Here is a 16,143-nt window from a genome sequence, read left to right on the forward strand (position 1 = left end):
GCTAGTCCTCGTTCGCCTTGAACCGCCCCAGCCCCTTGAGCACGAACGGCGCCAGCAGCGCGATCAGCGCGACACCGAGCAGCGTCGCCGAGATCGGGCTCTGCAGCAGCGTCATGGGATCGCCGAGGCTGATCGCGAGTGCGCGGCGGAGCTGGCTCTCGGCGATCGGGCCGAGGATCAGGCCGACGACGACCGGAGCAATCGGAAAATCGAACCGGCGCATCAGGAAGCCGAGCACGCCGAAGCCGGCCAGCATCGACAATTCGACGACCGACGGCTTGGCCGCGATCGTGCCCATGGTTGCGAACACGAGGATGCCGGCATAGAGCCAAGGCTGCGGGATCGCGAGCAGCCGTACCCACAGGCCGACCAGGGGCAAGTTGAGCACCAGCAGCATCATGTTGGCGATGAACAGGCTCGCGATCAGGCCCCAGACGAGGTCAGGCCGTTCGGCGAACAGCAGCGGGCCCGGGTTGAGGCCGTATTGCTGGAAGCCCGCCAACATCATCGCGGCGGTTGCCGAGGTCGGAAGTCCCAGCGTCAACAGCGGCACCAGCGTGCCGGCGGCGGAGGCGTTGTTGGCGGCCTCAGGTCCCGCGACGCCTTCGATCGCGCCCTTGCCGAACTCTTCCGGATATTTCGTGAGACGCTTCTCGGTCGAATAAGACAGGAAGGTCGGGATCTCGGCGCCGCCGGCGGGCAGCGCGCCGATCGGGAAGCCGAACATGGTGCCGCGCAGCCACGGCTTCCACGACCGCTTCCAGTCTTCCCTGGTCATCCACAGCGAGCCGCGCACCGGCTCCAGCTTCTCCTCGGTGTGGTGGCGGCGCGATGCGACGTAGAGCGCCTCGCCCACCGCGAACAAGCCGACCGCGAGCGTCGTCACCTCGACCCCGTCGAGCAATTCAGGCACGCCGAACGCAAGCCGGGCCTGGCCGGTCAGCTTGTCGATGCCGACGAGGCCGAGCGTCAGGCCGACGAACAGGCTGGTCAGGCCGCGGACCGGGGAATCGCCGAAGGTCGCCGACACCGTGACGAAGGCGACGCACATCAGCGCAAAATAATCCTCGGGGCCGAAGCGCACCGCGAAGTCGACCAGCCAGGGCGCGAGGAAAGCGAGCCCGATGGTGGCGATGGTGCCGGCGACGAAGGAGCCGATCGCAGAGGTCGCGAGCGCCGGCCCGCCGCGGCCGGCCTTGGCCATCTTGTTGCCTTCGAGCGCGGTCGCCATCGATGCGCTTTCTCCGGGCGTGTTGATGAGGATCGCGGTGGTCGAGCCGCCATACATGCCGCCATAGTAGATGCCGGCGAACATGATCAGCGAGCCGCCGGGATCGAGCTTGTAGGTCACCGGCAGCAGCAGCGCGACCGTCAGGGCCGGGCCGATGCCGGGCAGCACGCCCACGGCCGTGCCGAGGAACACGCCGATCAGCGCGTAAAGCAGGTTCATCGGCTGGACGGCGACCGCCATGCCATGCGCCAGCGCGGCAAAAGTATCCATCACAGCAATCGCTCCAGCGGGCCCGCAGGCAGGCTCAGCGTCAATAGCCGGTCAAAGGCGAGATAGATCAGGGTCGACATCACGAGGGCGATGGCGCTGTCGACGAGGACCGCGCGGCGACCGAAGGCAGCGGACGTCGTCACGAACAGCGCCGAGGTCGCCAGGATGAAGCCGCCGCCAAAGCCGATGATCGCAATCAGCAGCGCGAGGCCGACGAGGATCAGAAAGACCGGCACGGGACCGGTGCTCTCACGCGGCGGCAAGTTGCCGCGCAGCGCATCGATGAAATTGCCGACCGCCAGCAGCGCAAGGCCGCTGGCGACCACGACGGGCATCACCTCCGGCCCCATGCCGTACATCGCGGCGGATTGCAGGCCGCGCGCGTCCCAGACCAGCACCGCTGCGAGCGCCGCCAGCAACGCAGCGATAACGATGCCGGCGCGATCGACACGCCGCGGCGGCTGCGCAGAATCGCCTGATGTCATGACTTGACGAGACCGACCGATTTCAGCACGTCGGTGACGCGCACGGTTTCCTTCTTCAGGAAGTCGGCGAAGGCGTCGCCGCCGAGATAGGCGTCCTCCCAGCCCTTCTGCTTGAGGATCTCCTTCCAGGCGTCCGACTTCACCATCTTCTCGACCGCATCGCTCAAGGTCTTGCGCTGCTCCGGCGTGATGCCGGGAGGTGCGACCACCGAGCGCCAGTTGGCGATCACGAGGTCGATGCCCTGTTCCTTGAAGGTCGGGATGTCGCTGCCGGCAATGCGCTTCTCCGATGTCACGCCGATCGCGCGCAGCTTGCCGGACTTGATCTGCCCTTCATATTCGCTCAGCCCCGAGATGCCTGCGGTGACCTTGCCGCCAAGGATCGCAGCGAGCGACTCGCCGCCGCCGGAGAACGGGATGTAGTTGATCTTCTTCGCGTCGGCGCCGACGGCGCCGGCGAACAGCGCAGCCATCACATGGTCGACGCCGCCAGCCGAGCCGCCGGCGAAGGTCACCTTGGCGATATCCGCCTTCACCGCGGCGGCCAGATCCTGCCCGGTCTTGATCGGCGAGTTCGCGGGCACCACGATCACCTGGATTTCCTCGGTGAGACGCGCGATCGGCGTCACCTGTTCGAGCGTCACCGGCGACTTGTTCATGGCGAGCGCGCCCACCATGACGAAGCCGTTGACCATCATCTGGTTGCCATCGCCCTTGGCGCCATTGACGAACTGCGCGATGCCCACGCTGCCGCCCGCACCGGGAACGTTGGTGACCTGCACGCTGCGGGCGACGCCGGAGGCCACCAGCGCCTGCTGCATCGAACGCGCCGTCTGGTCCCATCCCCCGCCTGGGGCGGCCGGCGCCATCAGCTTGAGCTCGAGCTGCTGGGCAAAGGCCGGATTGGCTGCCGCCAGGGTCAACGCGACGGCTGCGCCGACAAGGCGCACGGGAAATCGAAACATGCAGGCATCTCCAGGCTCGTGCGGACTTCGCCGCATTATGTCGTTTGGTCGCATATCAACCAAAACGGCCGATGCTGTCCAGTGAGATCCCCTCAGGGTTTTGGCTAGCGGGATGCCGGGATCACCCCGCCAAGCGCGGCCGTCAATTCGGCAGCGACATCCCGGACGATCTGGCCAATCTCCGGCAAACGCTCGTCGGTGACGCGGCTGGTCATGCCGGATACGGAAATCGCGGCTAGCGGTTCGGCCAAAGCATTGTATACCACCGCGGCTACGCAGCGCAGGCCGATCTGTGCCTCCTCATCGTCGACGGCAAAGCCCTGCTTGCGGATTTTTTCAAGCTCCTTGAACAGGTCACTCGGCCGCACGATCGACTTCTCGGTCAGCCGGGGCATGCCGTGATGGCGGATGACGGCGCCGACGTCCTCGTCTGAATAGGTTGCGAGCACCGCTTTGCCGACGCCGGAGGTCACCATGGGAACGCGGCCGCCGACCTTGGTCAGCGAGCGCATGATCTCGCGGCTTTCCATGCGGGTCAGCACGATGATGAACTCATCGTCGACCACGGCGAGATTGGCGGTCTCGCGGGTGAGATCGCGCAGCTTGCGCAAGTAGGGAATCGCCTGCGCGGAAAAATTACGCCTCCGCGCAAAGCTGGCGCCAACTGTGAAGCTGCGCACGCCGACATGCCATTTCGATTCGCCACGGTCGAACTGCACGAAACGGCGGCTTTCGAGCGTTGCGAGCAGTCGGTGCACGGTGGAAGCCGACAGGCCGGTACGGATCGCAAGATCGCTGAGGCGATAACCTTCGTCGTCCTCGGCCAGCGTCTCGATGATCGACAGCGCGCGATCAACGGACTGCACGCCACCGTCGCGGCCCTCTTGATCAGCCTCCGCCGGCGATCTGGGTTCGAGCGATTTGCGCCGGATCACGTTCTTGCTCATCGCGACCTGCCGCTCTGGCTGGCATCATTCCGGGGCGCGCGTGAGCGCGAACCCGGAATCTCGAGATCCTCAGGTGCGCAAGCGCGCACCATAGTTGGACGCTTCGCGCCGCCCCGGGACGACGGGAGAGACAACGCTCAGAGCAGCCCTGCCCCGCGCGCCCACTTGTACTTGGCGCCGAGGACCTCGACCGGCAGCTCGGTCGAGTAGGCGTAGGCCGGGATACCGTTCTGGTAGAGATATTCGGCGGCTTCCTCGACCTCGACGTCGCCCGCGAGCGAGGCGACCATGGGCTTCACGAAGCCCTTGGCCTCCATCTCCTTCTTCACCTCGACCATGTTGCGGGCGAACACCATCGGTGGGGTCACGATGGTGTGCCAGTAGCCGAGGATCAGGGCGTGGATGCGCTCGTCCGACAGGCCGAGCTTCACCGTGTTGACGTAGGTGATCGGCGGCTCGCCGCCGGTGATATCCACAGGATTTCCGGCCGCACCAAACGGCGGGATGAACTTGCGGAAGGCCGCATCGAGGTCCGGGGGCATCGACATCAGCGACAAGCCGTTGTCGACGCAGGAATCCGACAGCAGCACGCCCGAGCCGCCGGCACCGGTGATGATGAGCACGTTCTCGCCCTTCGGCGTCGGCAACACCGGCACGCCGCGGGCGAATTCGAGCAGCTGGCGCAAGCTGCGCGCACGGATCACGCCGGACTGCTTGAACACGTCCTCATAGATGCGGTCGTTACCGGCGAGCGCGCCGGTGTGGGAGGACGCAGCCTTCGCACCGGCCGAGGTGCGGCCGGCCTTGAGCACGACGACCGGCTTCTTCTTGGAGACGCGCTTGGCGGCTTCCGCGAAGGCGCGGCCGTCCTTGAGGTCTTCGCAGTGCTGCGCGATCAGATTCGTGTTCGGGTCCTGCTCGAAGAAGGCGAGCAGATCGTCCTCGTCGATGTCCGACTTGTTGCCGAGGCCGACGATCGCCGAGACGCCCATCTTGGCCGAGCGCGAGAAGCCGATGATGGCCATGCCGATGCCGCCCGACTGCGACGACAGCGCCGCGTGGCCCTTGACGTCATAGGCCGTGCAGAAGGTCGCGCAGAGATTGGCCGGGGTGTAGTAGAAGCCGTAGATGTTCGGCCCCATCAAGCGGATGTCGTACTTCTTGCCGACCTCCACGATCTCGGCCTGCAGCTCCGGTGCGCCGGCTTCGGCAAAGCCCGAGGGAATCAGGACTGCGCCCGGAATCTTCTTCTCGCCGCATTCGGTGAGAGCTGCCGCCACAAACTTCGCGGGAATCGCGAACACCGCGACGTCGATCACGCCCGGCACGTCCTTGACGCTCTTGTACGCCTTATAGCCGAGGATCTCGGCGGCCTTGGGATGGATCGGATAGATCTCGCCCTTGTAGCCGCCGTTGATGAGGTTCTTCATCACGGAGTTGCCGATCTTGCCGTCCTCGGCGGAGGCGCCGACCACGGCGACCGCTTTCGGCTGCATGATGCGGTTCATCGCCGCGACGATCTCCTCAGTCGGGCGCGGCTTCGGCTTCGGCTTGTAGGCGAAATCGACGACGATGCGCACGTCCGCGGCGGTCGCGCCCTTCGGCGTCGCGAACACAGGGTTGAGGTCGAGCTCGACGATCTCCGGGAAATCGGTGACGAGCTGCGAGACCTTGACGATGACGTCGGCCAGAGCGTTGCGGTTCACCGGCTCGCTGCCGCGCACACCCTTCAGAATCTCGTGTGCCTGGATGCCGTCGAGCATCGAGAGCGCGTCTTCCTTTGTGGCAGGCGCGAGGCGGAACGTGATGTCTTTCAAGACTTCGACCAGCACGCCGCCAAGGCCGAAAGCCACCAGCTTGCCGAACGAACCGTCGGTGATCGAACCGACGATGACCTCGGTACCGCCGGCCAGCATCTGCTGCACCTGGACGCCCTCGATCTTGGCATCGGCCTTATATTTCTTCGCGTTTCCGAGAATGGTCTCGTAGGCCTTCGCGGCTTCCTCGGCCGTCTTGAGGCCGACGATAACGCCGCCGGCTTCGGTCTTGTGGAGAATGTCCGGCGAGACAATCTTCATTACGACGGGGAAGCCCATCGCGGCCGCCATTTTGCCGGCTTCGCCCGCCGATTTCGCCACGCCCTCCTTCGGCACCGGAATGCCATAGGCGTCGCAGACCAGCTTGCCTTCCGGCGCGGTCAGGCTGGTGCGGTTGTCCGCCTTGACCTGGTCAAGCACCTTGCGGACGGCATCTTTGGAATTGGACATGTGGCTTCTCCCTTGACCTCAGTTCGTTCTTTGCAAAGCGCGCGCGTGGTTTGCGGCTGCCTGTGATGCTTGCCATTCGCCGCGCTCTGTTCCATGCGACGGAACGGAGTGGCATAAAGCCCAAGACTACTCCGCCGGCTTGGATCAAAAATGGCTGGCGATGGCATTTGGTATGCCAGAAGCCAACTTGTCAAGCCGCCACGCATCTAAGAACGCCGCAAAAAATAGGCAGCTTGACATTCTGGCATGTGGTATGCCAAAAACTTTCCCGTCAATATTCCTGTAAAAGACGACTCCCACTGGAGGAGATTCGTCGTGTCACTACGGAAACCAACCAAGGCATTGCCGAACATGGCCGAGGCAGACATCGCAATCGTTCGTATTGCCCCGGAGAGCAGCTTCAAGAACAAGGCGTATGACGCCTTGAAGGAAGCCATCCTCAAGATGGACATCTACTCGACGCCCGAGCCGGTGATGCTCGACGAGCGCGCGCTGTCCGAACGCCTCGGCGTCAGCCGCACGCCGATCCGCGAAGCCATCGCGATGCTCGAGCAGGACGGCTTCGTGAAGACGGTGCCGCGCCGCGGCATCATGGTGGTGCGCAGGACCAAGAGCGAGATCGTCGACATGATCCGCGCCTGGGCGGCGCTGGAGAGCATGGCCGCCCGCCTCATCACCACCACCGCACGCAAGAAGGACATCTCGGCGCTGCGCGACTTCTTCAAGGATTTCGGCAAGGACCGCCTGCCCGAGGATCATGTCGAGGAATACTCCAAGGCCAACATCGCCTTCCACCAGGCGCTGATCTCGCTGTCGGAATCCCCCGTGCTGGTCGACCTCACCAACGACCTGTTGCTGCACGTGCGCGGCTACCGGCAACTGACGATCGGGCGCAAGGACCGCACCGCGACCTCGCTGCCCGAGCATCTCGGCATCATCGAAGCCTTGGAAGCGCGCGATACCGAGCTCGCCGAGAAGCGCGCCCGCGATCACACCCTCGGTCTTGCCGCTTACGTCGAAGCGCACGGCCAGGAACTCTTCACTTAAGCAACGTTCACCAGAAGGGCGAACAATTCGCCCCAACGACCTTGAGACCAGGGAGACAAGGCCCATGCTGAATACCGCGACCAAGTCCGAAGCACCGGGCACCGAGCAGGAACTGACGGATGGCTTCCATCTCGTCATCGACGCGCTCAAGCTGAACGGCATCAACACCATTTATAATGTGCCGGGCATCCCGATCACGGATTTGGGCCGCATGGCGCAGGCCGCCGGTATTCGCGTGATCTCCTTCCGCCACGAGCAGAACGCCGGCTACGCCGCAGGCATCGCCGGCTATCTCACCAAGAAGCCCGGCGTTTGCCTCACGGTGTCGGCGCCCGGCTTCCTCAATGGTCTCACTGCGCTCGCCCACGCCACCACCAACTGCTACCCGATGATCCTGGTTTCGGGCTCCTCCGAGCGCGAGATCGTCGACCTCCAGCAGGGCGACTACGAAGAGATGGACCAGCTCGCGATTGCAAAGCCCCTGTGCAAGGCGGCCTATCGCGTGCTGCACGCCCAGGACATCGGCATCGGTTTCGCCCGCGCCATTCGCGCTGCGGTCTCGGGCCGTCCGGGCGGCGTCTATCTGGACCTGCCGGCAAAGCTGTTCGGGCAAGTGATGAACGCCGAGGCCGGCCGGAAGTCGCTGGTCAAGGTGATCGACGCGGCGCCCGCGCAGATCCCCTCGCCCGCTTCGGTGAAGCGCGCGCTCGACGTGCTCAAGAGCGCCAAGCGTCCGCTCATCATTCTCGGCAAGGGCGCGGCCTACGCGCAGGCCGATGAGGAGATCAAGAACTTCGTCGAGAAGAGCGGCATGCCGTTCCTCCCGATGAGCATGGCCAAGGGCCTCCTGCCCGACACCCATCCGCAGTGCGCCGGCGCGGCCCGCTCGACCGTGCTGAAGGAGTCCGACGTCGTCATGCTGATCGGCGCGCGGCTGAACTGGCTGCTCTCGCACGGCAAGGGCAAGAGCTGGGGCGAAGCGCCGAAGAAGTTCATCCAGGTCGACATCGAGCCGAAAGAAATGGACTCCAACGTCGAGATCGTCGCGCCCGTCGTCGGCGACATCGGCTCAGTGGTCTCCGCCTTCAACCAGGCGATGGGCTCGAGCTGGACTGCACCGCCCGCCGACTGGACCAAGGCCGTCTCGACCAAGCGCGAAGAGAACGTCGCCAAGATGGCGCCGAAGCTCATGAACAACAAGTCGCCGATGGACTATCACGGCGCGCTCGGCGTCTTGAAGAACGTCATCAAGGAGTATCCCGAGGCGATCCTCGTCAATGAAGGCGCCAACACGCTCGACCTCGCTCGCGGCGTCATCGACATGTACCGCCCGCGCAAGCGCCTCGACGTCGGCACCTGGGGCGTGATGGGCATCGGCATGGGCCAGGCGATCGCGGCCGCGCTCGAGACCGGCAACCCCGTGCTGGCGGTGGAAGGCGACTCGGCGTTCGGCTTCTCCGGCATGGAGGTCGAGACGATCTGCCGCTACAACCTGCCGATCTGCGTCGTGATCTTCAACAATGACGGCATCTATCGCGGCACCGATGTCAACGGCGCCAATTCCGATCCGGCGACCACCGTGTTCGTGAAGGGCGCGCGCTACGACAAGATGATGGAAGCCTTCGGCGGCGTCGGCGTGAATGCCACCTCGCCGGATGAACTGAAGCGCGCCGTCAACGAAGCCATGAAGTCCGGCAAGCCGACGCTCATCAACGCCGTGATCGATCCGGCCGCGGGCTCGGAGAGCGGCCGCATCGGCAACCTCAATCCGCAGAGCGTTCTGCAGAAGAAAAAGTAAGTCCACCCCTTCAACCCTTACTCCCTGTGGTTAGCAGGGGCAGACAGAGTACGGAGCAACACGATGACCAAAGCGCTCACGGGCGTTCGCATTCTCGATTTTACCCACGTCCAGTCCGGACCGACCTGCACGCAGCTGCTGGCCTGGTTCGGCGCCGACGTGATCAAGGTGGAACGCCCGGGCGTGGGCGACATCACCCGAGGCCAACTGCAGGACATCCCGAACGTGGACAGCCTGTATTTCACCATGCTCAACCACAACAAGCGCTCGATCACGCTCGACACCAAGAACCCCAAGGGCAAGGAAGTCCTCACCGAGCTGATCAAGAAGTGCGACGTGCTGGTGGAGAATTTCGGCCCCGGCGTGCTCGACCGCATGGGCTTCCCCTGGGAGAAGATCCAGCAGATCAACCCGAAGATGATCGTCGCCTCGATCAAGGGCTTTGGTCCTGGCCCATACGAAGACTGCAAGGTCTATGAGAACGTCGCGCAGTGCACCGGCGGCGCCGCCTCCACGACCGGTTTCCGCGACGGCCTGCCGCTCGTCACCGGCGCGCAGATCGGCGATAGCGGCACCGGCCTGCACCTGGCGCTCGGCATCGTCACCGCGCTCTATCAGCGCACGCATTCGGGCAAGGGCCAGCGCGTCACCGCCGCGATGCAGGACGGCGTGCTCAACCTCTGCCGCGTCAAGCTGCGCGACCAGCAGCGCCTCGCCCATGGTCCGCTCAAGGAGTACAGCCAGTTCGGCGAAGGCGTGCCGTTCGGCGATGCCGTGCCGCGCGCCGGCAACGATTCCGGCGGCGGCCAGCCCGGCCGCATCCTGAAGTGCAAGGGCTGGGAGACCGATCCCAACGCCTACATCTACTTCATCACCCAGGCCCCGGTCTGGGAGAAGATCTGCGACGTCATCGGCGAGCCGACCTGGAAGACCGATCCGAACTACGCCAAGCCGGCGGCGCGCCTGCCGCGGCTCAACGAGATCTTCGCCCGCATCGAGCAGTGGACGAAGACCAAGACCAAGTTCGAGGCGATGGAGATCCTCAACAAGGACGACATCCCCTGTGGCCCGATCCTGTCGATGAAGGAGATCGCCGAAGACCAGTCGCTGCGCGCGACCGGCACCGTCGTCGAGGTCGACCACCCCACCCGCGGCAAGTACATTTCGGTCGGCAACCCGATCAAGCTGTCGGATAGCCCGGCCGAAGTCACCCGCTCGCCGCTGCTCGGCGAGCACACGGACGAGATCCTGCGCTCGGTGCTCGGCTTCAGCGATCATCAGGTCGCCGACATCCACAAGTCCGGCGCGCTCGACCCGCCGCAGAAGCAGGCCGCTGAGTAAGCGACGCTTCTTCGACGCGAGACAAAGGGCCGCCTATCGAGGCGGCCCTTTTTGCATGAGAACGCCTGCCATCGCGGGCAGCAACTCAAAAAATCGAAAAACAACCCCATGCACAGTAGCCAACCACTTGGGCCAAAAAGGGTTTTCTGATTTTACGAAACTCCCTTTGACCCGTCGGGCAAAACAGGGGTATGATGCCAACATCCAGAGATACGGATGCCAGGCTCGCAAGGGAACCTTGACGAGCAATTGGTCCGGTTCACCCCACACACCGGAAGGCGCAGTCATTCGCGCCAAATCGGCGGCGGGCCACAACCGGACTCATGCGACGCAGCAATGAATGTTCCTATTCGAACTTGCCAGCAGCGCTGGGCCCGCGATGCCAAGCTGCTTCTCCTGACCGGGGGCGTCCCAAATCACTGCGGCAACTGTTCCGATATATCTCAAAGACCTTGACGTTCGTGGGGTTGTCTTTCTCGGATACTGCGTACAGTACCAGCACACCGGGCTCCTTACGAATTGCAAGCTCAACGCCAAGGCCAGGCAACCGAAGATTCTGCGGACGGGAACCAAGCCATAACTCGCTCCCGGGCGATCAGTGAGCAGTGAACCCGCCGTCTACCGGCAGGCCGATGCCGATGACGAAACTGGCGGCCGGGCTGCACAGCCAGAGCACCGCCGCGGCGACCTCCTCCGGGTGACCGAGCCGTCCGATCGACTGCTGCTTCATGATCTCTGCCATTGCGTCCGACTGACCTTGCAGCATGTCCGCAACCATCGGAGTATCGATTGTCCCCGGACATACGGCATTGATCCGGATTCCGCGTGGCGCATACTCCACGCCGGCGCTCTTGGTCATGCCGAGCACGGCATGTTTGGTCCCGTGATAGGCGGCCCGCTGAGGCAAGCCGACGAGGCCTCCGAGCGAGGAGCAATTCACGATAGCACCAGAGCCCTGTTCGCGCATGACCCGAAGCTCGTGCTTCATACAGCTCCAGACACCGCGCTGGTTGACGGCGACCACCCGATCGAACTGTTCGATTGGCTCGTCAGCGGCGTCGGACGGCGGCACCTGTATCCCGGCGTTGTTGAACGCCATATCGAGCCGTCCGTATTCGCCAACTGTCCGGTCAACGGCCGCCGCGACCTGTGCTTCGTCTGATACATCGCACCTCAATCCGAGCGCCGAGCCTCCGCCGCGAACGATCTGGTCCGCCGCTTGCGCGGCCAAGTCGCCGTCCAAATCGCAAAGCACGACTGAAGCCCCGCTCTCGGCGAACATACGCGCGGTCGTCAGCCCCATGCCCTTGGCAGCGCCTGTAATCAGCGCGACCTGGCCGTTGAAATCGTACCGGGGGTTCATCATTGCTCCTCTCCCAAAGTCAAAGCTATGCGGTGGGCGGCGTTACAGGCGCGATCGGTCCGATCACTTGCGATACTGCTCGTCGCTGACCTTCTCCATCCAGTCGACGTTCCTGCCTCCGACGGACTCCTGTATCGCAATGTGAGTCATCGCCGTCGTCCGCGATGCGCCGTGCCAATGCTTCAGTCCAGGCGGAAACCACACCACGTCCCCTGGACGGACTTCTTCGACCGACCCGCCCTCGCGTTGCACCCAGCCCAACCCAGCAGTCACGATCAGCGTCTGTCCGAGAGGATGAGTGTGCCAGGCCGTGCGGGCGCCAGGTTCGAAGGTGACCTGTCCGGCGCTCACGCGGCCGGGGTCCGGCGCCTGAAACAGCGGATCTACGCGCACGTTCCCGGTAAACCAATCGCCCGATCCTTTCTGGGAAGGACGGGAGCCGTTTCTTTTGATGTCGATGTCCATTCCATTCCCCTTGTGCGGCTCAGTCGCGAGCGCTGACGCCCCTGTGGCTTTCACCGATGCGGCGGCGCCCGCGACTAACAATGTTCGGCGCGAGATCATTGGGTGCCTACTCAGTTCGCGCGCTTTTCGATGACGTCTTTGATCACGGGCGCAGCGGAAAACGCGTTGGGCCAGCCGGCGTAAAACGCCAAGTGCCCGAGCACCTCACCGGCCTCGTCCCGCGTCAGCCCGTTGTCCATCGCGCGGTTCAGATGGTAGGTGATCTGCGCGACCTGACCGGTAGCGATCAGGGCGCTCACTGTGATGAGGCTGCGGTCCCGGGGAGCGAGCGCCGGTCTCAGCCAGAGATCGCGGAACAACGCGTCCGTCGTGTACTGGACGAGGCTCGGCGTGATCTGCCCGAATTGCTCTCCGACCCGCGTCGCCCGCTGTTTCTCCGCCGCCTCGTCGAGCGGAAGCTGTGGCCCCGTCGCCGGCGGGAGCTGGTCGGCCCCGATGTTGCGGCTCTCGAAGACCTCCCGCACCGCGGGGATCGCATCCATCGCGTTCGCCCAGCCGGTGTAGAACGCCAGGTGCGTGATGATCTCCGATATCTCGGACGGCTTCACGCCGTTATCGAGCGCGAGCGCCAGGTAGTGCGGCAATTCAACGGTCTGGTCGCGGGCGATCAGCGCGGCCACCGTCACGATGCCGCGGTCGCGGCGGGACAGGCCCGGGCGCTTCCAGAGGTCGTCGACGACGAATTTCTGCGCATAGCTTTCGAGGGCCGGTGCAACTGCGCGGACGTCTTCGGACTTGGGCATGGCGGTTGCTCCTTCCTTGGGTGCCTGCTGCGCGGCGGCCGCGCCGGCGAACAGGCAGAGTGAGATCAAAGTGGCTGCAAGCGTTCTCATTGCGGGGATCCTTCCAGGGTCGATGGGTTCGCGATCAGCCACCAGGCGACGAGCGAAGCGCACAGCACGGTGACCGAACTGACCAGAAACAGAGCGTTCAGCCTGGACCCTGCAGCGATCAGGCCGAGCGCGGGACTGGTCAGACCCTGGGCGAGATCGAGGAACGCGGTGTAGGCGCCCATGGCGAGACCCCGGCTCTCTGCCGGCACGCGGCGGACTGCTTCGACGCCGAATCCGGGATAGACCAACGAGAAGCCGAAACCGGTGAGCGCCGCGCCGACGAGCGCCATCTCCGGACGGATGGCAAGCCAGATCAGCGCCTGGCCGACCGCTTCGATGGCGGCGCAGACCAGCGCGACTTTCGCTCCGCCGATCCTATCGGCCAGATGGCTGAAGAACACCCTCGCCAGGATGAAGGCCACCGCGTAGGCGGTGTAGGCTGCCCACCCGTTGGCCCATCCCCTTGCCGCGAACAGCAGGGCGACGAAGGTTGTCACGGCGCCGAAGCCAACGGAGCCGAGCGCCGAGCCCAGGCCCGGCACCCAGACGGCTCCAATCACTTCGACGAAAGACGCCCGCGCGTGCTTCCCAGGTGCGACCGCGGGCAGGAGAGCGACGAGAGGCAGCGCGACGAGCGGAGCCAACGTGGTCGCGAGCGAAATCGCGGCGAATCCGTAAGCCGCATACACAGCGGAGCCAGCCGGCGCGCCGATCGCGAAGGCCGCGAACATGGCCGATCCCACCCACGCGATCACCTTACCGGTGTTGCTCGAATGGGAGAGCGCGAGCCCCCAGCTCACCGCCGCGGTGATAATGAAGCTTTCCGCTCCGCCGAGCAGCGCGCGCCCCGCGAGAAGGATCACGACCGAAATCAACGGGGATCCGCTGAAGCCGAACGACAGCAGATAGAGCAGTCCTGCGGCGGCCGCCGCCAGCAGGCCTGCGATGATCCCGCGCTTGGCGCCACGAGCATCGGAGAAATGCCCCGCCCACGGTCGGGAGATCAACGATGCGGCGAACTGGCTACCGGCGACCAGACCCACCACGAAGGGGCCGAAGCCTAGCCCGTCGTGCACATGAAGAGGAAGCACCGGCATTGCCACGCCGATGATGAGGAAGCCGACGAACACCACGCCCATGATGGGCGCCAAAGTCGCTGTGACACTGGGCGCCGAAGCAGGCGCCTGCATGACAGTGACCGACATAGCTAGAGCTCCTGGCCGGTCGGGGTAGACGCGATCGCTTCACCCGCCACGCTGGTTGCTTCCGTCATCATGACGATCTCGTCCTTGCTTCCTTCCGCCATGGGATCCTTGCCTTGGGCGGCTCTTCGCCGACTGCCGACTAAACGTAGTCCTATTCCTCAAGCCTGATTAGGTGATAGATTTTGAATGAGGTAATTAGACAGGCTTATGAATGAACCGGGACGATGCCAGCGATCTCATCGCGTTCCTAGCCGTCGCCCGGGAACGTAACTTCACGCGGGCCGCGGCTAAGCTAGGCATGACGCAGTCCGCCCTAAGCCAGATCATCCGGTCTCTGGAGGAGCGGCTCGGGGTTCGATTGCTGAACCGGACGACGCGCAGCGTCACACCGACACAAGCTGGGGAACGGCTATTCCTCAGCGTCGGCCCTAAGTTTACCGACATGGATGCCGATCTCGCGGAACTGAGCAAGCTCCGCGAGAAGCCCGCCGGAACGGTCCGACTAACGGCCACTGAGTACGCAGCCGCAGAGATCCTGCTGCCGGCTCTACGGAAGCTTCTGCCTAAATACCCCGACATCAACGTCGAAGTGATCGTCGACTACGGCCTCACCAACATCGTTGCGCAGCAGGTGGATGCGGGCATCCGCCCTGGGGAACTCGTCGCCAGGGACATGGTCGCAGTGCGCGTCAGCCCCGATCTCCGGATGGCAGTCGTCGGCTCGCCCTCCTACTTCGCCGATCGCAAGAGGCCGAAGACGCCGCAAGATCTGACTCAGCACAACTGTCTCAACCTCCGCCTGCCGACACACGGCGGCAGCCTCTACGTTTGGGAGTTCGAGAAGAACGGGCGGGAGCTCAACGTCCGGGTCGATGGACAGCTTATATTCAACAGCGCCGGCCTTCTCCTAGACGGCGCGCTCAAAGGCTTTGGTCTCGCATACCTAACGGAAGGCCATGTCCAGCGTTACATATTGGAAGGTCGGCTTGTTCGGGTCTTGGCGGATTGGTGTCCGCCGTTCTCGGGTTACCACCTCTACTATCCCAGCCGGCGGCAGCCATCCCCAGCCTTCTCACTGTTGGTTGAAGCGCTCCGGTATCGAGAGAAGTAGCTGTTGCTTAGCTGCTTAAGCTGTCGTTGCGCCAGTGAGCGGAAGCGGTCGCGCGCCAGCGACCGAGTCGGCTATGGGTCAAAAACGGCCGTGACGAGCTTGAGTGGGCCCGTTCGCGTGACCATCAGGAAGCAGACTTCGCAGCGCTGCGAGTTAGGATCAGCCACGGGCCACTCACCGACGTGAGCCCGCTGTTTGCGCATCCTCTATCAGAAGCGCCGAGTCGCACCAGACGCTGCGTCTGCAATTACTTCTTGCGCGGATCGTCCGCTGGGTTGATGTAGTCGATGCCTCCAGGACCAACGAATTGAACTTGGAGAATCCCCTCCTCATTTCCGGTCCAAGCGTAGTGAGCGTGTTTAGCCGGATACACCCACAACGAGCCCGGCTTTAACGGCTCGCCTTTCTTCTCAAATTTTTCACCGTGGCTAGTCCCCACGTTGCCGCTAATGATAGTGACAACTTCGGAATAGGGGTGAGTGTGCGGCGGCATTTGAAAGTTTGGGGGAAACTTGATCCGTAAGACGACCACATCCCCTGCTTTCGTCGGGTCGCCCACGAGAGTTGCTGTCTGGACGCCCTTTGGGAAGGCCGGGTTCTCAGCCCACGTAATTGCCTCTGGCGTGACCCGCATCGGCGTGTCTTGTGCCGTCGCCGGCAGTGAGAATGCGACTAAACCTGCTATTACCAAGAGTTCCCTCATCTGAGTTCCTCCCGTTGTGAAGGTAGATCATGGCACCATTAGAAACTCCTAC

The 16,143-nt window shown here is 64.0% G+C and carries 14 protein-coding genes; 4 read left to right on the forward strand and 10 right to left on the reverse strand.

Annotated elements, in window-relative coordinates; all coding sequences use genetic code 11:
- Position 1: 1 nt before the first annotated feature.
- From BRAD3257_RS25010 to BRAD3257_RS25030, 5 genes are all read right to left on the reverse strand, one after another.
- Positions 2-1,501 carry a tripartite tricarboxylate transporter permease gene (locus BRAD3257_RS25010; RefSeq protein WP_122404066.1) on the reverse strand — a complete coding sequence of 500 codons (1,500 nt, stop codon included), beginning with the start codon at positions 1,499-1,501 and terminating at the stop codon, positions 2-4.
- Entirely contained in the window at positions 1,501-1,986 is a 486-nt protein-coding gene (locus tag BRAD3257_RS25015; RefSeq protein WP_122404067.1) for a tripartite tricarboxylate transporter TctB family protein, read from the reverse strand. The genes BRAD3257_RS25010 and BRAD3257_RS25015 overlap by 1 nt, the downstream gene beginning before the upstream one ends.
- Positions 1,983-2,951 carry a Bug family tripartite tricarboxylate transporter substrate binding protein gene (locus BRAD3257_RS25020; RefSeq protein ID WP_162500356.1) on the reverse strand — a complete coding sequence of 323 codons (969 nt, stop codon included), beginning with the start codon at positions 2,949-2,951 and terminating at the stop codon, positions 1,983-1,985. Before BRAD3257_RS25020 ends, BRAD3257_RS25015 begins: the two co-directional genes overlap by 4 nt.
- A gap of 104 nt (positions 2,952-3,055) precedes the next feature.
- The gene (locus BRAD3257_RS25025; RefSeq protein ID WP_122404069.1) at positions 3,056-3,898 is read right to left on the reverse strand and encodes an IclR family transcriptional regulator; all 843 of its coding nucleotides are present in this window, start codon (positions 3,896-3,898) and stop codon (positions 3,056-3,058) included.
- A gap of 137 nt (positions 3,899-4,035) precedes the next feature.
- Positions 4,036-6,165 (reverse strand): acetate--CoA ligase family protein, encoded by a 2,130-nt coding sequence (locus BRAD3257_RS25030; protein ID WP_122404070.1) that lies wholly within the window; start codon positions 6,163-6,165, stop codon positions 4,036-4,038.
- Between the two features lie 351 nt (positions 6,166-6,516).
- Here BRAD3257_RS25030 and BRAD3257_RS25035 point away from each other — a divergent pair, with 351 nt between their 5' ends.
- The 3 genes from BRAD3257_RS25035 (at position 6,517) to frc (ending at position 10,351) form a co-directional block, all read left to right on the forward strand.
- Entirely contained in the window at positions 6,517-7,212 is a 696-nt protein-coding gene (locus BRAD3257_RS25035; RefSeq protein ID WP_162500618.1) for a GntR family transcriptional regulator, read from the forward strand.
- Positions 7,213-7,276: 64 nt separating this feature from the next.
- Positions 7,277-9,010 (forward strand): oxalyl-CoA decarboxylase, encoded by a 1,734-nt coding sequence (gene oxc / locus BRAD3257_RS25040; protein WP_122404072.1) that lies wholly within the window; start codon positions 7,277-7,279, stop codon positions 9,008-9,010.
- A gap of 63 nt (positions 9,011-9,073) precedes the next feature.
- The gene (gene frc / locus BRAD3257_RS25045) at positions 9,074-10,351 is read left to right on the forward strand and encodes a formyl-CoA transferase (RefSeq protein ID WP_122404073.1); all 1,278 of its coding nucleotides are present in this window, start codon (positions 9,074-9,076) and stop codon (positions 10,349-10,351) included.
- Between the two features lie 595 nt (positions 10,352-10,946).
- Here the strand turns inward: frc and BRAD3257_RS25055 are convergent.
- The 4 genes from BRAD3257_RS25055 to BRAD3257_RS25070 form a co-directional block, all read right to left on the reverse strand.
- On the reverse strand, positions 10,947-11,714 hold the full coding sequence (locus BRAD3257_RS25055; protein WP_122406747.1) for a glucose 1-dehydrogenase: 768 nt from the start codon (positions 11,712-11,714) through the stop codon (positions 10,947-10,949).
- A 63-nt stretch (positions 11,715-11,777) separates the two neighbouring features.
- Positions 11,778-12,173 (reverse strand): (R)-mandelonitrile lyase, encoded by a 396-nt coding sequence (locus BRAD3257_RS25060; protein WP_197711551.1) that lies wholly within the window; start codon positions 12,171-12,173, stop codon positions 11,778-11,780.
- A gap of 116 nt (positions 12,174-12,289) precedes the next feature.
- Positions 12,290-13,072: a carboxymuconolactone decarboxylase family protein gene (locus tag BRAD3257_RS25065; protein WP_122404074.1), complete on the reverse strand. Its 783-nt coding sequence runs from the start codon at positions 13,070-13,072 to the stop codon at positions 12,290-12,292.
- Complete coding sequence (locus BRAD3257_RS25070) at positions 13,069-14,277, reverse strand: arabinose transporter (protein WP_122404075.1); 1,209 nt, start codon at positions 14,275-14,277, stop codon at positions 13,069-13,071. The genes BRAD3257_RS25065 and BRAD3257_RS25070 overlap by 4 nt, the downstream gene beginning before the upstream one ends.
- A gap of 211 nt (positions 14,278-14,488) precedes the next feature.
- Here BRAD3257_RS25070 and BRAD3257_RS25075 point away from each other — a divergent pair, with 211 nt between their 5' ends.
- Positions 14,489-15,388, forward strand: coding sequence for a LysR family transcriptional regulator (locus tag BRAD3257_RS25075; protein ID WP_122404076.1), 900 nt, complete (start codon positions 14,489-14,491; stop codon positions 15,386-15,388).
- Between the two features lie 247 nt (positions 15,389-15,635).
- Here the strand turns inward: BRAD3257_RS25075 and BRAD3257_RS25080 are convergent, their stop codons facing one another.
- Positions 15,636-16,091, reverse strand: a complete 456-nt coding sequence (locus tag BRAD3257_RS25080; RefSeq protein ID WP_122404077.1) for a cupin domain-containing protein — start codon at positions 16,089-16,091, stop codon at positions 15,636-15,638.
- Positions 16,092-16,143 lie beyond the last annotated feature (52 nt).

The sequence above is a fragment of the Bradyrhizobium vignae genome (genome assembly GCF_900324035.1).
GTDB lineage: Bacteria > Pseudomonadota > Alphaproteobacteria > Rhizobiales > Xanthobacteraceae > Bradyrhizobium > Bradyrhizobium vignae.

Bases quoted from the DNA above. Each gene is read 5' to 3' on its own strand.
- BRAD3257_RS25070 (WP_122404075.1), bottom strand. From the start codon at position 14,277: ATGTCGGTCACTGTCATGCAGGCGCCTGCTTCGGCGCCCAGTGTCACA.
- BRAD3257_RS25080 (WP_122404077.1), bottom strand. From the start codon at position 16,091: ATGAGGGAACTCTTGGTAATAGCAGGTTTAGTCGCATTCTCACTGCCG.
- BRAD3257_RS25030 (WP_122404070.1), bottom strand. From the start codon at position 6,165: ATGTCCAATTCCAAAGATGCCGTCCGCAAGGTGCTTGACCAGGTCAAG.
- BRAD3257_RS25015 (WP_122404067.1), bottom strand. From the start codon at position 1,986: ATGACATCAGGCGATTCTGCGCAGCCGCCGCGGCGTGTCGATCGCGCC.
- BRAD3257_RS25055 (WP_122406747.1), bottom strand. From the start codon at position 11,714: ATGAACCCCCGGTACGATTTCAACGGCCAGGTCGCGCTGATTACAGGC.
- BRAD3257_RS25025 (WP_122404069.1), bottom strand. From the start codon at position 3,898: ATGAGCAAGAACGTGATCCGGCGCAAATCGCTCGAACCCAGATCGCCG.
- BRAD3257_RS25065 (WP_122404074.1), bottom strand. From the start codon at position 13,072: ATGAGAACGCTTGCAGCCACTTTGATCTCACTCTGCCTGTTCGCCGGC.
- BRAD3257_RS25035 (WP_162500618.1), top strand. From the start codon at position 6,517: ATGGCCGAGGCAGACATCGCAATCGTTCGTATTGCCCCGGAGAGCAGC.
- BRAD3257_RS25010 (WP_122404066.1), bottom strand. From the start codon at position 1,501: ATGGATACTTTTGCCGCGCTGGCGCATGGCATGGCGGTCGCCGTCCAG.
- BRAD3257_RS25075 (WP_122404076.1), top strand. From the start codon at position 14,489: ATGAACCGGGACGATGCCAGCGATCTCATCGCGTTCCTAGCCGTCGCC.
- frc (WP_122404073.1), top strand. From the start codon at position 9,074: ATGACCAAAGCGCTCACGGGCGTTCGCATTCTCGATTTTACCCACGTC.
- BRAD3257_RS25020 (WP_162500356.1), bottom strand. From the start codon at position 2,951: ATGTTTCGATTTCCCGTGCGCCTTGTCGGCGCAGCCGTCGCGTTGACC.
- oxc (WP_122404072.1), top strand. From the start codon at position 7,277: ATGCTGAATACCGCGACCAAGTCCGAAGCACCGGGCACCGAGCAGGAA.